The sequence below is a fragment of the Clostridium sp. RTP31139st1_H3_RTP31139_211217 genome, assembly GCF_040227035.1.
Taxonomy (GTDB): Bacteria; Bacillota; Clostridia; order Clostridiales; family Clostridiaceae; genus Clostridium; species Clostridium saudiense.
The window spans coordinates 179,325-194,384 of the sequence record NZ_JBCOAB010000001.1 but is presented as its reverse complement, the minus strand read 5'-3'; the positions used below and the strand labels follow the sequence as shown (position 1 = coordinate 194,384).

General features: G+C 25.8%; 11 protein-coding genes and 2 CRISPR repeat arrays. All 11 genes read left to right on the top strand.

Annotation, left to right across the window (positions count from 1 at the left end):
* Positions 1-49: 49 nt before the first annotated feature.
* The 11 genes from ABUA17_RS00945 (at position 50) to cas2 (ending at position 12,556) form a co-directional block, all read left to right on the top strand.
* Positions 50-1,513 carry a protein adenylyltransferase SelO gene (locus ABUA17_RS00945; protein WP_195952387.1) on the top strand — a complete coding sequence of 488 codons (1,464 nt, stop codon included), beginning with the start codon at positions 50-52 and terminating at the stop codon, positions 1,511-1,513.
* A 177-nt stretch (positions 1,514-1,690) separates the two neighbouring features.
* Positions 1,691-2,197 carry a CarD family transcriptional regulator gene (locus ABUA17_RS00940; RefSeq protein WP_042398206.1) on the top strand — a complete coding sequence of 169 codons (507 nt, stop codon included), beginning with the start codon at positions 1,691-1,693 and terminating at the stop codon, positions 2,195-2,197.
* A gap of 148 nt (positions 2,198-2,345) precedes the next feature.
* Positions 2,346-2,501, top strand: coding sequence for a zinc-ribbon domain-containing protein (locus ABUA17_RS00935; protein ID WP_042398208.1), 156 nt, complete (start codon positions 2,346-2,348; stop codon positions 2,499-2,501).
* A 588-nt stretch (positions 2,502-3,089) separates the two neighbouring features.
* Positions 3,090-3,914: a CRISPR direct-repeat array (repeat unit 31 nt; unit sequence ATAGTAGTAGCTCCATATTGGAATGTAAATT).
* A gap of 340 nt (positions 3,915-4,254) precedes the next feature.
* Entirely contained in the window at positions 4,255-4,998 is a 744-nt protein-coding gene (gene cas6 / locus ABUA17_RS00930) for a CRISPR-associated endoribonuclease Cas6 (protein WP_195951350.1), read from the top strand.
* 14 nt (positions 4,999-5,012) lie between these two features.
* Complete coding sequence (gene cas8a1 / locus ABUA17_RS00925) at positions 5,013-6,371, top strand: type I CRISPR-associated protein Cas8a1/Csx8 (RefSeq protein WP_195951349.1); 1,359 nt, start codon at positions 5,013-5,015, stop codon at positions 6,369-6,371.
* A 14-nt stretch (positions 6,372-6,385) separates the two neighbouring features.
* Entirely contained in the window at positions 6,386-7,285 is a 900-nt protein-coding gene (gene cas7i, locus ABUA17_RS00920) for a type I-B CRISPR-associated protein Cas7/Cst2/DevR (RefSeq protein WP_195951348.1), read from the top strand.
* 23 nt (positions 7,286-7,308) lie between these two features.
* Positions 7,309-8,391, top strand: coding sequence for a CRISPR-associated protein Cas5 (cas5, locus tag ABUA17_RS00915; protein WP_195951347.1), 1,083 nt, complete (start codon positions 7,309-7,311; stop codon positions 8,389-8,391).
* A 46-nt stretch (positions 8,392-8,437) separates the two neighbouring features.
* Complete coding sequence (gene cas3 / locus ABUA17_RS00910) at positions 8,438-10,717, top strand: CRISPR-associated helicase Cas3' (protein WP_195951346.1); 2,280 nt, start codon at positions 8,438-8,440, stop codon at positions 10,715-10,717.
* 45 nt (positions 10,718-10,762) lie between these two features.
* Complete coding sequence (gene cas4 / locus ABUA17_RS00905) at positions 10,763-11,257, top strand: CRISPR-associated protein Cas4 (RefSeq protein WP_195951345.1); 495 nt, start codon at positions 10,763-10,765, stop codon at positions 11,255-11,257.
* A 14-nt stretch (positions 11,258-11,271) separates the two neighbouring features.
* The gene (gene cas1b, locus ABUA17_RS00900) at positions 11,272-12,264 is read left to right on the top strand and encodes a type I-B CRISPR-associated endonuclease Cas1b (protein WP_195951344.1); all 993 of its coding nucleotides are present in this window, start codon (positions 11,272-11,274) and stop codon (positions 12,262-12,264) included.
* Between the two features lie 13 nt (positions 12,265-12,277).
* Entirely contained in the window at positions 12,278-12,556 is a 279-nt protein-coding gene (gene cas2 / locus ABUA17_RS00895) for a CRISPR-associated endonuclease Cas2 (RefSeq protein WP_195951343.1), read from the top strand.
* 179 nt (positions 12,557-12,735) lie between these two features.
* A CRISPR array of direct repeats spans positions 12,736-15,013; the repeat unit is 30 nt; unit sequence ATTTAAGTAGTACCATATTGGAATGTAAAT.
* Between the last annotated feature and the right edge of the window lie 47 nt (positions 15,014-15,060).

The window sequence follows — 15,060 nt, the reverse complement described above, 5'->3', positions numbered from 1 at the left end:
ATACTAATATTAAATAATGATAAAATAAAAAAATAAAAAAGGAGATATAATGATACAGGATAATAAAAACTTAAAATTAGAAAATACATACTGTGAATTGCCAAATATATTTTATTCAAAAGAAATTCCTGAAAAAATATTAAATCCTAAATTAGTAGAATTTAATAAAGAGTTAGCAGAAGATTTAGGATTAGATTTAAAGTTTTTAAATAGTGACGAAGGAATACAGTATTTAGTAGGAAATAAACTTTTAGAAGGAAGTACACCAATAGCACAAGCCTATGCAGGTCATCAATTTGGACACTTTACAATGCTTGGAGATGGTAGAGCTATACTTTTAGGTGAATTTATATCAAGAAATGGACAAAGATTTGATATTCAACTTAAAGGAGCAGGAAAAACTAAATATTCAAGAGGTGGAGATGGAAAAGCAGCTTTAGGGCCAATGCTTAGAGAATATATAATAAGCGAAGGTATGTATGGGCTTAAAATTCCAACAACCCGTAGTTTAGCAGTTATTTCTACTGGTGAAAATGTAATAAGAGAAGAAATTTTAGAAGGTGCATTATTAGTACGTATAGCAAAAAGTCATATACGAGTTGGAACATTTCAATTTGCAAGAAATTTTGGAGATGTTGAAGATCTTAAAAAACTAGCAGATTATACTTTAAATAGACACTTTAAAAAAGATACCTATGAAGGAAATTCTTACTTATATCTTCTTAAAGAGGTTATAAATAATCAAGCAAAGCTTATTTCAAAATGGCAGCTAGTTGGATTTATTCATGGTGTTATGAATACTGATAATATGACAATTAGTGGAGAAACTATAGATTATGGTCCATGTGCATTTATGGATTCATATGATATAAATACAGTATTTAGTTCTATTGATATTAATGGAAGATATGCTTATGGAAATCAGCCTAAAATTGGTGTTTGGAACTTAACTAGATTTGCGGAAAGTTTACTACCATTACTAGATGATGATATAGATAATGCAATTAAAATAGCTGAAGAGGCATTATCAAACTATGGAAAATTATATAATGAGTATTATTTTAATGGAATGAGAGCAAAGCTTGGGTTATTTAATAAAGAAGAGGAAGATGAAAATTTAATTTTATCACTTTTAACTATAATGAATAAATTTAAAGCTGATTATACAAATACTTTTTTAAACTTAACATTAGGTAATTTAGAAGAAATGAGTATTTTTAAAAGTGATGATTTTAAAAAGTGGTATGAATCATGGCAAGCTAGATTAGCTAAACAAAATAAATCTAGAGATGAAATTAAAAAACTTATGCAATCAAACAATCCAACAGTAATACCAAGAAATTATATTGTAGAGAATGCAATAAAAGCTGCAGTAAATAATAATGACTATAGTGTTATAAATAAGTTTTTAGAAGCTCTTAAGAATCCTTATGATTATTCAAATATAAGTGAAGAGTACTCAAAAATACCAGAAGTGCCATCTTGTCCTTATAAAACATATTGTGGTACGTAATTAAAAAAATAGGGGGGAAATTAATCTTGTAGATAAAATATTATTTTCAGGATTAATTTTTTATTTTATATAAATATATTAATCCAATAATTGGTATACATAAAATTATGAAAAAATCAACTTTAAATTGTAAAAGTATGATATAATATAATGATAAACATATAAGGAGGTAATTATATGTTCAATGTAGGTGACAAAATTGTTTACCCAGGTCAAGGTGTTGGTATTATTTCATGTATTGAAGAAAGAGAGTTTAAAGGTGAGGAACAAAACTTTTACGAAATAGACATAGTAAATAGTACAATGAAGTTAAAATTACCAGCTAGTAGATTTGAAAATGCTAATATTAGATTAGTTAGTGATTCAGAGGAAATTGATAATAGTCTTAAAGATATAGTTAATTATACTGAAGAAGTTGATAATCTACAAAAATCTGTTAAAAGAGAAAGAGAAGAAAATAATAGTAAGAAAGTTAAAAATGGAACTTTCGATGATTATTTAAGTGTAGTTTGTAACTTAACACAAGTTAAAAACTGTGGAAATGCAAATTCAAGTGAAAGTCAAACATTAAATTCAACGAGAGGCTTTGTAGTTCAAGAAATATCTGAAGTTAAAGGGATGAGTATTGAAGAGGCTAATGAGTTTTTAGATGGACATTTAGATGTATTTTCAAATAATAAATAAAAAACTCTTGCAATTTTAATTTATTATGATAAAATAATAAACATAGCCAAAAAAATAAAGATTTTAATATATATATGTATGTAAATTTCTACTTACTTAGAAGCTTATATTATTAAATGTATTTGTCTTTGAAAAGGAGGAAATTTATATGACTGATAAGACTTTAGTATGCAGAGATTGTGGTTCTGAATTCGTATTCACTACTGGAGAACAAGAATTCTACAAAGAAAAAGGATTCACTAACGAACCAACAAGATGTGTTGCTTGTAGAAGAGCTAAAAAAGAACAACAAAATAGAAGATAATTCTGTTAAGTTTAAGGAACTACTTTTTAAGTAGTTCCTTTTTTGATGTATTTAGAATACTACAGATTTGACATATAGTTTAGAAAGGATTCTAGTGAGGGGGCGAAATGAAAAAATTCTGTTGTATTTTATTATGGTAGGATTACCGATTATAGCTATAACTTGATAATAGTAATTGGATATAAAGTTGTTCTGATTGATAGAAAAAGAAGAATTATTTCTAAAGTATGAGGAAATAGATCTTAAGGTTTGATAAATCTTATTTCAAATAATAACTTTATTTGGTATGTTGTATGTTATAATTATATTAGGTAATAGTAGTTGATAACTTTAAATTTAAACATATTTATAATGTCTGAGATAAATATGTTTAAATTTAATTATTAAAGTAGAAAAAATAAATTAATTTAATTGTCGACCTAACATATGGTTAAAACATAGGGGGGAGACAATGTTATATAAATTCAATATTAGGGGTTGAATAAGTCTAAATATTTTATTTGAAAATATCTATAAAATTTACAAAATATAGAGATAGACAGAAATAAGGGATATATAATAAGAAAATCAGAGTTTAAGAGCGGACGCATAGTAGTAGCTCCATATTGGAATGTAAATTGGTGTATGTGCTGCAATATTATCTAATTTAAAATAATAGTAGTAGCTCCATATTGGAATGTAAATTAAGTAAATCTTTAAGTTTTGGAAGTTTCTTCATTCATAGTAGTAGCTCCATATTGGAATGTAAATTCACGTGCTATAGTAAATCGCTCTGTCTTTTTTGGTGATAGTAGTAGCTCCATATTGGAATGTAAATTTTGGTTTAATAAATTTCTATGACACTTTTAAACTTATAGTAGTAGCTCCATATTGGAATGTAAATTACAAAAACATGAACAAAGAATATAAAGAACAATACATAGTAGTAGCTCCATATTGGAATGTAAATCTAGTTGAATCATATTTAACTTTGCAAATGTAGCTAATAGTAGTAGCTCCATATTGGAATGTAAATGCAGCTTTTAATAAGAATCCATTTTTAAATAAATTCATAGTAGTAGCTCCATATTGGAATGTAAATGTTTGAATAGCCATAAACCCACCTCCTAATCATTTAATAGTAGTAGCTCCATATTGGAATGTAAATGAGGACGGTATTGTTGGAAATGAAGAAAGAGTTGAAATAGTAGTAGCTCCATATTGGAATGTAAATGTAAATAAACTTGCTACTGCACCTATAGCACTACCACATAGTAGTAGCTCCATATTGGAATGTAAATGTTGATACAAATGATAAATTATTTGAAAATAAAGAGATAGTAGTAGCTCCATATTGGAATGTAAATATATTTTATACAAATAAACCAATTAGGCATAAAAGGATAGTAGTAGCTCCATATTGGAATGTAAATATTATAATTAGAATGGAAATAAAGAATAATAGAATGTTAATAGATTATTATTTATGAGTCAAAGAGTTAAAAAATAAGAAAATAAAAAATAGAAATTACATTTACATAATATACCTTATGTAGTAAAATATATATTATAAGAGATTTACTTATAATTTTTTTAAATATAGTATCTTCATATTGGAATGTAGAATATGCTGTAAATTATAGTATAAATATTTTGTAGTAGTACCATAGTGGAATGTTTATATAATTCTATAATTAAAAAATAGTAGATAAAACAATGGGTGAGGTGATAATAAAAATAAAGTATGAATTAACAAAATAAAAGGAGGAATAAAATGAGATTTACTTTAACCTTAGAATTAGAGAAAAGTAGTTTTCCTATTGATTATAGAAGTATAGTCTTAAGTTTTATAAAAAATGCAATATCAAAATGCAATGATGGAAAATATTATGATAGATTTTTTAAGGATACTAATCAAAAGGATTATTGCTTTTCAGTAATACTACCTAAATCAAGATTTACTAAAGATGAAATAAAGTTGGAAAATAATAAGTTAAAAATACTTTTTTCAACAGGAGATGCAGAAAAAACAGGATTAATTTTATTTAATGCTTTTATTTTGCAAAAGAATAAAACGTTTTCACTACCGAACAAAAATTCAATGATATTAAAAAGTATAACAAATCAAAAACAAGATTTAATAGTAAACTCAAGAGCTATATTTAAAACTACAATAGGTAGTGGTATATGTGTTAGAGAACATAATAGAGAAAATAATAGTGATAAGTATTATGTTTTTAGTGATGCTGATTTTAGAGAAAAATTAAACAATGTAATAAGTAATCAAGTGAGACAAGCTGGATTTAGTGAGGATGAAATTAATAAAATAAAAGTTAGTCCAATTCAATGCAAAAAGGTTGTTGTAAAGCATTACGGGAGATATATAGACATAACAACAGGTATGTTTGAAATTCAGGCAAATAATGAAATATTACAATATTTTTATGATCAAGGAATTGGTAGCAGAAAGTCAGCAGGTTTTGGAATGATAGATTTGATAACACAAGATCTACTATAAGAAAGGAGGTAAATATGAAAACAAATTTACAGAATAGCAATTATGATACTAAGTTAGAAGCATCTGATTGGAGAAGTTCTGCTAGTATATTAGGACTATTGCAATATTTTAACTATCATAATTTAAGCTATCATAAAGAAGAAGATTATATTTTATATAATAGTTCTGATATTAGAGAAGAAAAATATTTGGAATTTGTCGAAGATAAATATGGACAAGAGTTTCATCATAAAATTGTTGAAAATATACTTTCTAATGAAGAAATAACTAATGAACAGATAAAGATAGTTAATGATAAATTGGTAGCTAATACTATAATGAAAAAATGCTTTAATAAAATTAAATTTGAAAATAAAAATAAACAATATATATTAGATATCATTGAAGAAAATAGAGCTGATATTATAAGAGAAACATTTAGAAGTAAAAAAAATATGTATGCTAATTATGCTAATACAAACCAATTATTTAATGATTCACAAGAGTATTGTAGATTATTAGGATATTGTATTGATGTAGGTAAAAAAGGAAAATCGACAGGATATAATTTTGATAATAGCAAATTTATGGGAAATGATATGATAGAAATGGATTTTATTCCATTTGCTTTTGTAGGAAATAGAGAAGCATTCTTTATTAATGATAATTATACAATTGATAGGTTAAAAGTATCAAATGAAACATTTGAAAGAATAATAAGAAAAAATATAGATGAGAATAATGGCAAATTAGATACTAGACAAGCATTATTTAGAGGTATTGTGGAATCAATAGATTTTATACAAAGAGATGTTGAAATAATATTTAAGGATATAAACAAGGGGTATTTTGAAACATTGTACTTAAGAAAAGATAGTATTGACATATTTAAAGCACTAGATAGAGAAAAGATAGATTATAACTCATTTAATACTGCTTATAAGGTAAATGATAAATATTATAGAAATATTCAAAAAGAAGTAATGGAATGTATTATGAACAACATGGTGCTAGATAATTTAATAGAATTATGTTTAAAAGGAAATAGAAATTACTTAGCAACTCAACTTATAAAAACAAATATTTTAATAAGGGGAAATAAAGGTATGAAGGATAGGTTAAAAGGGGCTTATGCTTGCTCGAAAAAAGTAGCAGGCGCTTTAGAAAAAAATAAGATTGAAAGTTATAGACAAAAATTAACTAGTTCCATAATATTTAAAGATTACGATAGAGTATGTCAAATACTACTTCAATTGTCGAATTATTCAGGAGTAGAATTTGGATTTATTTATGACTTATTTGATGATTTTGAATCAAATAAAGATTTAGCATATACATTTATCAATGCGTTGTCAAAGAATACAAATAGTACAAATAGTAATGAAAATGAATAGGTAGGGGTGGAGAAATGAATAAAAAAGCGCTAACTTTAACAGTTGTAGCAAATATGACTTCAAATTATGGAGAAGGTTTAGGAAATATAGCAAGTGTGCAAAAGATATTTAAGAATAGAAAAGTATATACAATAAGAAGTAGAGAAAGTTTGAAAAATGCAATAATGGTTCAAAGTGGAATGTATGATGATTTACAAACAGATGTAAATGGAGCAACACAAAAGATGGTAAATAAAGAGCTAAATGCTTCTAATTGTAGAGCTCTTGAAGGTGGATATATGAGTACTAAGGGTACTACTAATATTAGAAAAAGTTCTTTTTACTTAACAGATGCTATTTCTTGTGAAAGCTTTGTAAATGAAACAAGATTTCATAATAATTTATATTTAGCTAATAATTATGCTAACGCAAATAAAATAAATTTACAAGAAAAAGCTGTAGAGGCAGGTCTAATGCCTTATCAATATGAATATGACAAATCTTTAAAGGTTTACAGTATAACTGTTGATTTAGAGATGATAGGGAAAGATGAAAATTTTGCAGGAGAAGACGGGTATAAAGAAGCTGATAATAATGAAAAAGCAGCAAGAGTAAATGCTATATTAGATGCTATAGAAAATTTAAGCTTAACAGTAAAGGGAAACCTAGATAATTCAGAGCCTGTATTTATTGTAGGTGGACTATCAGATAGAAAAACGCATTATTTTGAGAATGTAGTTAAGGTAGAAGAGGATAAGTTAGTAATATCACAAGATTTAAAAGGAAAAATTGGAAAAGGATATTATGTTGGTTTATTAGAAGGAAAAGCATTTCAAAATGAGAATGAAATAAAAAGAGAATTAGAGCCTAAATCGATTGTGGAATTTTTTGATATAGTTAGAAGTGAAGTAAATGCTTACTTTAATGCAGAATAATAGTAAGAGAAAGCAGGTAAATTATGAAAGCATTAAGAATAGTACTTACTCAAAGTAGTGCTAATTATAAAAGAGAAGAGACGTTAGATAATAAAATGACATATCCACTCCCTCCAATTTCAACTATTATAGGTGCAATTCATAATGCATGTAATTACAAAGAGTATCATCCAATGGATATAAGTGTACAAGGCAAGTTTGAGTCTATGCATAAAGAGCCGTACACAGATTATTGTTTTTTAAATTCAGTAATGGACGATAGAGGAATATTGGTTAAGATGAGAAATGAAATCCTTTTATCAACTGCCTTCGAAAAAGTGGCAAGTGCTAAAAAGTCACAAGGAAATAGTTTTAGAAAGGGAATCACTATACAGGTATACAATGAGCAATTGTTAAAAGAGTATAGAGATTTAAGAGATTTAAAGGATAAAATAGATATCTATAAAAAAGGTGAATTTAAAGAAAAATTAGATTTGATAAAAACTGAAAAATTAGAGTTATTAGCCAAAAAGAAAACGTTAGATAAAAAATCTAAAGAGTTTTTAGAGGTATCTGAAAAAGAAAAGGAAATTAAAGCTAGAGAAAAAGAAATGAAACAAAAGCAAAAAAATTATGAATTAGAAGAATATACTAAACCTATTTCAAAGTTTAGATCGTTAACAACATCATTAAAGTTTTATGAAATATTAAATAATATAGAACTTGTCATTCATGTAAGAACAGATGAAAAGACTTTAAAAGAAGTTGAAGAAAATATATATAATTTAAAATCTATAGGTAGAAGTGAAGATTTTGTAGATGTAAAAGAAGCTGAAATAGTAACCTTGATTGAAGACTATGAGGGAGAAGTTAGAAGTAATTACTCTGCATATTTAAGCTATGAAGATGTTAAAAATGAAAGAGTATGGTTTGATAATATAAGAAGTGGCATAGAGGTTAGTGGTACAAAATATTATTTAAACAAAAACTATGACATTATAGATGGTAAGAGACAATTTCAAAAAAGAAAGGTATTATATGCATCACAATACTATATAGAAGAAACTAGCGAAAATATATTTATAGATAAGGCTGATGAAAAAGAGTATATAGTAAATTTCATTTAATAATAAGCAGTAGGGAGTTCCTACTGCTTTATAATTAGGGGGTAAAATGGAAGAGAGATTTAAAATATTAGATATTAAAACTTTAGAGTTAATAGAGAATAAGTTAGCAAAGCCAGATAAAACTATAAAGCAGCATACAGAAGAATTATTAAAATGTTTAGATTTATTATTAGAACTTGGGTATATAAAAAAGGGTGAGATTTATAATTTAGTAGAAAAAGCTTGTATATATCATGATTTAGGAAAATTAAATGATGAATTTCAAAAAAGGGTAAAAAGTAAAACTTTAAAGTTTAATGAAGATAAAGAGGTTGTACATAATGTTCTATCTTTATATTTTATAGATAGCAAAATGTTTACTACTGAAGCTGATTATTTAAAAGTTGCTCATAGTGTTTTAAATCATCATAGCTATGGGAATGTTTTTGAAATTTTAAATGAAAAGGAAGAATTAATTAAAAGCTTAGTAAAAGATTTTAATATTTACAAAATCAAGAGGTCTATAAAAACAAAATTAGTAAAAAAAGAATTAATAAATAATCCTGAAACTATAAAAATAAAAGGATATCTTCATAAGTGTGACTATAGTGCAAGTGCTGGAAATGTAGCTGAGTATCCTAACAGTTTTTTAGAAGAAGCATTAAAAAATCTTTTAATTAAATGGAAAAAGGAAAATAACAATACAAAATGGAATGAGCTACAAAAGTTTGCTTTAGAAAATAAAAATGAGAATATTATAGCAATAGCTCAAACTGGTATGGGAAAAACAGAAGCTGGCTTTTTATGGATGGGGAATACTAAGGGATTTTTCGTATTACCAATAAGAACAGCTATAAATGCAATTTATGATAGAGCTAGAAAGAATATATTGAATAATGACAAGATTGAAGAGAAAATTGCAATATTACATTCAAGTTCATTAGAGTATTATCTTAGAAATATAAGTAATGATATGAGTGAAAATGAAGATATATTAAATTATCATACGATAGGTAGACAATTATCTATACCAATAAATATTACAACAATGGATCAAATTTTTGATTTTGTATTTAAATATCCAAGTTATGAACTTAAGTTAACTACATTAGGTTATTCAAAAATAGTTATAGATGAAATACAAGCTTATAGTGCAGATTTATTAGCATATTTGATTTATGGATTGGAAAAAGTTAATGAACAAGGTGGTAAAATAGCAATACTTACAGCTACTTTACCACCATTTATAAAAGATTTATTAAAAAAGAATATGGATTTTAAGGAAAATGAAAATGCTTTTACTAGTGATGTAATAAGACATAATTTAAAAGTAATAAATGAAAGAATAAGTTCAGATGATATTTATGAAAAGTATAATGAAAATAAAAAACTAAATAAAAATAATAAGGTATTAATTGTATGTAATACAATAAAAGAAGCTCAAAAAATTTATAATCAATTAAAGGGTAAAGTAGATGAAAAAGAATTAAATATATTGCATAGTAAATTTATAAGAAAGGAAAGACTTGAAAAAGAAGAGGATATTATAGAGTTTGGAAAAACTTATGATGAAGAAAAGAATATTGATAAGAAAAGTGGAATTTGGATATCTACATCAATAGTTGAGGCTAGTTTAGATATAGATTTTGATTATTTATTTACAGAGTTACAGGATTTAAATTCTTTATTTCAAAGATTGGGTAGATGCAATAGAAAGGGTAAAAAAGATTCAAAAGATTATAATTGTTATGTATATACCAAGATAGAAGAATCTAATTTAGTTGATGGAAAAAGAGGATTTATTGATAGATCGTTATTTAATTTGTCAAAGGAAGCAATAGAAGATTTAGATGGACAGCTATCTGAAAAGGAAAAGGTTAGTTTGATAGAAAAATATTTAACAACAGAAAATTTAAAAGATAGTGATTATATGAGGAAATATAATAAGGAATATGAATTTATAAATGATATTGAACCATATAAATTTCAGGTAAATGATGTGAATTTGAGAAACATTTTATCAGAAGAAATTATTCCAAGTCCTATATACGAAAAATATCTTAGTGATATAACTGAGTTAGAGAATAAATTAAAGGATAGGGAAATTAGTATCATTGAAAGGGTAAAATTAAAAGATAAAATAAAGCAATATACAGTTTCAGTTCATCCAATTGATGTTAAAAATTATGAGTTTGCAGTACAAAGTGGTAAGGCTATTCATTATAAAAAAGTTATGTTGAGTAATAATGTTAAAGATTATATAAAAGTTATTGAATGTGAATATGATGAAGTTGGGTATAAAAGGATGAGGTATGATAAGCAAACTAGAAATTCAGCTATATGGTAATAGTTTTTAGTACAAATATTATTTAAGTGTTAGTGAGAGGTTAATATGAAAAAAGATGTTACTGGTGTAATGATTTATTATTATGAGGTTTGCAAGCGAAAGTTATGGTATTTTTGTAATGAGATTCAAATGGAGCAAGGGAATGAAAGTGTTGCTATTGGAAAAGCAATAGATGAAGAAACTTATCAAAGAGATGAAAAACATATAAACATTGATAACATAATAAATATTGATTTTATACGTTCTAAAGGTGTTTTGCATGAGGTTAAAAAAAGTAAAAAAATTGAAGAGGCTAGTATATTTCAGGTTAAATATTATCTATATTTCTTAAAAAATAGAGGGGTAGATAATATAAAAGCTAAAATAGATTATCCATTACTTAAACAAAGCATTGAGGTAACTCTTACGGATGAAGATATAAGAGTTATTGAAAATATTTTATTGGATATACAAAAAATAATAAAAGATAGTAAGCCACCGGTATTAGATAAAAAAAGAATATGTAAGGCTTGTGCTTATTATGATTTGTGCTTTATATAAGGGGGTAAGGATTAATGAAAAGAAGCTATTACATTTATAATAATGGTACTTTAAAGAGAAAGGATAATTCAATTGCTTTTGTTGATGAATTTGGTGAGAGAAAATATATACCAATAGAAACTGTTAATGAGATATATGTAATGTCGGAAATGGACTTCAACACTAATTTAATAAATTATTTATCTCAATATGATGTAGTTATTCATTTTTTTAATTATTATAGTTTTTATACTGGAAGTTTTCAGCCAAAGGAAAAATTAGTATCTGGAAATCTGTTAGTTAATCAAGTGAATCATTATAGTGATAGCGATAAAAGGTTAGAAATAGCTAAAAGGTTTATAGATGGAGCAAGTTATAATATTTATAGAAATTTAAGGTATTACAATGGAAGAGGAAAAGATGTACAGGCATATATGGATAAGATAGAAGCCATAAGAAAACATATATACAGAAGTAATAGTATAAATGAATTGATGGGATATGAAGGAAATATACGTAAGGTATATTATGAAGCATGGAATATAATAATTGATCAAAATATTGATTTTAAAAAGAGAGTTAAGAATCCGCCAGATAATATGATAAATACTTTAATTTCTTTTGTAAATACGTTAATTTACACAAAGGTACTAGGTTCAATATATCACACTCAATTAAATCCAACAGTTAGTTATTTGCATGAACCAGGGGAAAGGAGATTTTCTTTAAGTTTAGATATTGCAGAAATATTTAAACCAATACTGGCAGATAGACTTATATTTTCTTTGTTGAATAAGAAGCAAATTACTGAAAAGAGTTTTACAAAGGAGTTAAATTATTTGCATTTAACAAAAGAAGCATCAAGAATTATAGTAGCTGAGTTAGATGAAAGGTTGCAAACTACAATAAAACATAAAGAGTTAAATAAAAGTGTATCGTATGAATATTTAATGAGATTAGAGTGCTATAAACTAATAAAGCATTTGTTAGGTGAAAAGGAATATGATCCATTTAAAATTTGGTGGTAAGGGGATTGAATAAATGTATGTTATACTAGTTTATGATATAAAAACAGATGATGGTGGTCAAAGGGTGTTAAATAGAACATTTAAAATATGTAAAAAATATTTATGTCATATACAAAACTCTGTTTTTGAAGGTGAGTTATCAGAAGCACAAATTGTCAAACTTAATTATGAATTAAAAAAGGTTGTAAGGGATGATAGAGATTCTATAATTCTATTTAAGAGTAGGAGCGATAGATGGTTGAGCAAGGAGATGTGGGGTAAAGATGATGATAAGACTAGTAATTTTATTTGATTGTCGACCACAGATAGTGTTAAAATATAGGGGGATAGACAAGAGTAGATAAATACTAGGTTATAAGATGAATATTGCTAATAGTTTGAGATTTTAAATATTGTTGATATGAAAATTTATTATAGGTAGACAAAAAGTAATGATATTGAATAGAAAAATCAGCTTATAAGAGTTGTCGGATTTAAGTAGTACCATATTGGAATGTAAATTCAAACCCCTTAGTACTTGGGAATAATTCTTTTCATTTAAGTAGTACCATATTGGAATGTAAATCTTGAAAAAGTTACCTCAAATTCCCCATTTCTTCTATATTTAAGTAGTACCATATTGGAATGTAAATACTCTGAATAAGTTTATAGATAGTAATTGCTATAAGAATTTAAGTAGTACCATATTGGAATGTAAATCATTATTATCATATTCGAACATTGTTGTTCCCTCGATTTAAGTAGTACCATATTGGAATGTAAATTTGTATATAGATAGGGTAGGGAACACTAAAACGGCTATTTAAGTAGTACCATATTGGAATGTAAATTTTATTGAAGTAGTAGGCTCAGGATATGCTTACGACATTTAAGTAGTACCATATTGGAATGTAAATAGTAAGGGAGCTACTGACGCCTGTAGAAATTTTGAGGATTTAAGTAGTACCATATTGGAATGTAAATTTATCCGGATTAAAAAGAGTTAATTGGGAAAAGAAATTTAAGTAGTACCATATTGGAATGTAAATAGAACTTCAGCACTTTTCTTAATTTCTTCTTTTAATATTTAAGTAGTACCATATTGGAATGTAAATTATGCTAGGTCTGTATTAGTATCACATCTATTAGGAGATTTAAGTAGTACCATATTGGAATGTAAATCTAATTTGAGTTACAGTGTAAGTGTTGTTATAAACATTTAAGTAGTACCATATTGGAATGTAAATATACAATCAGCAAAAGCAGTAACACCAAAAATACTCATTTAAGTAGTACCATATTGGAATGTAAATTCTACAAAGAATGAATTTATTAGTGTTTTAACAAATCATTTAAGTAGTACCATATTGGAATGTAAATCAGGAAATGACACATTATTTAATTTAATAAATAGCATTTAAGTAGTACCATATTGGAATGTAAATAATTTTTTATTAAGTTCTTCACATGCAGATTGTCTAATTTAAGTAGTACCATATTGGAATGTAAATTTATTAACATTTATAAATTGCATTTTTATTGAGTACATTTAAGTAGTACCATATTGGAATGTAAATTTCTTTCAATATCATTACTTTTATTTTCATATAATTATTTAAGTAGTACCATATTGGAATGTAAATCAAGGGGGAAGAGGGTAAAAAGTATTTAGAGTGATGATTTAAGTAGTACCATATTGGAATGTAAATTAAAAAAAATAAAATAATTGTTGCAATTGTTTCAAAATTTAAGTAGTACCATATTGGAATGTAAATGCTTTTAATTGAGTTTCTGGCATTTCTTCAGTATTAATTTAAGTAGTACCATATTGGAATGTAAATTTATTAATTTCAGCTACAGTTATTCTTTCCTCTATATTTAAGTAGTACCATATTGGAATGTAAATGAGGATTATTTTGATCCTTTTAATACTTTCATTCATAGATTTAAGTAGTACCATATTGGAATGTAAATATCTAAGTCCTCTCTATTAGCTTGTTGAACTACTAATTTAAGTAGTACCATATTGGAATGTAAATATGGAAATTATAAATAAACAAACAAATACTATAGATGATTTAAGTAGTACCATATTGGAATGTAAATAATTCATTTATATATGCTTCTAGTAAACTATCATCATTTAAGTAGTACCATATTGGAATGTAAATTAGCAAGTGAAGAAAAAACATTAGATGGTATTTCTCCATTTAAGTAGTACCATATTGGAATGTAAATCATATAACTCTATATACTCCATTTGCATTTACTGTAATTTAAGTAGTACCATATTGGAATGTAAATTAATTTGTTACCTCTTTCACTTAAATATATTTTGTATATTTAAGTAGTACCATATTGGAATGTAAATCTACCACAACCTAATAACATTTGTTTGCTATTTTCGATTTAAGTAGTACCATATTGGAATGTAAATTCTTTAAATTGATTATGCCAATTTACAATATTAGCTATTTAAGTAGTACCATATTGGAATGTAAATGCAGACGCTGAGGAGCTAGCTTATAAAGTTATTGAGGATTTAAGTAGTACCATATTGGAATGTAAATACTTGAAGCCCATCAATTTTATTATTTGCATTATTTGATTTAAGTAGTACCATATTGGAATGTAAATTCTTTTAAGGTACTCTCTATCTTCCAATCCTTTAACTATTTAAGTAGTACCATATTGGAATGTAAATGTAGTTTCTTGTGACAAAGAAATCAAGAGATATACTATTTAAGTAGTACCATATTGGAATGTAAATCAATTAAAGATGATATTGCAGAAGCCAATATATCTGAATTTAAGTAG

Excerpts from the sequence above, each read along its gene's own strand:
- cas8a1 (WP_195951349.1), top strand. The coding sequence starts at position 5,013 with ATGAAAACAAATTTACAGAATAGCAATTATGATACTAAGTTAGAAGCA.
- ABUA17_RS00935 (WP_042398208.1), top strand. The coding sequence starts at position 2,346 with ATGACTGATAAGACTTTAGTATGCAGAGATTGTGGTTCTGAATTCGTA.
- cas6 (WP_195951350.1), top strand. The coding sequence starts at position 4,255 with ATGAGATTTACTTTAACCTTAGAATTAGAGAAAAGTAGTTTTCCTATT.
- ABUA17_RS00940 (WP_042398206.1), top strand. The coding sequence starts at position 1,691 with ATGTTCAATGTAGGTGACAAAATTGTTTACCCAGGTCAAGGTGTTGGT.
- ABUA17_RS00945 (WP_195952387.1), top strand. The coding sequence starts at position 50 with ATGATACAGGATAATAAAAACTTAAAATTAGAAAATACATACTGTGAA.
- cas3 (WP_195951346.1), top strand. The coding sequence starts at position 8,438 with ATGGAAGAGAGATTTAAAATATTAGATATTAAAACTTTAGAGTTAATA.
- cas1b (WP_195951344.1), top strand. The coding sequence starts at position 11,272 with ATGAAAAGAAGCTATTACATTTATAATAATGGTACTTTAAAGAGAAAG.
- cas4 (WP_195951345.1), top strand. The coding sequence starts at position 10,763 with ATGAAAAAAGATGTTACTGGTGTAATGATTTATTATTATGAGGTTTGC.
- cas7i (WP_195951348.1), top strand. The coding sequence starts at position 6,386 with ATGAATAAAAAAGCGCTAACTTTAACAGTTGTAGCAAATATGACTTCA.
- cas2 (WP_195951343.1), top strand. The coding sequence starts at position 12,278 with ATGTATGTTATACTAGTTTATGATATAAAAACAGATGATGGTGGTCAA.
- cas5 (WP_195951347.1), top strand. The coding sequence starts at position 7,309 with ATGAAAGCATTAAGAATAGTACTTACTCAAAGTAGTGCTAATTATAAA.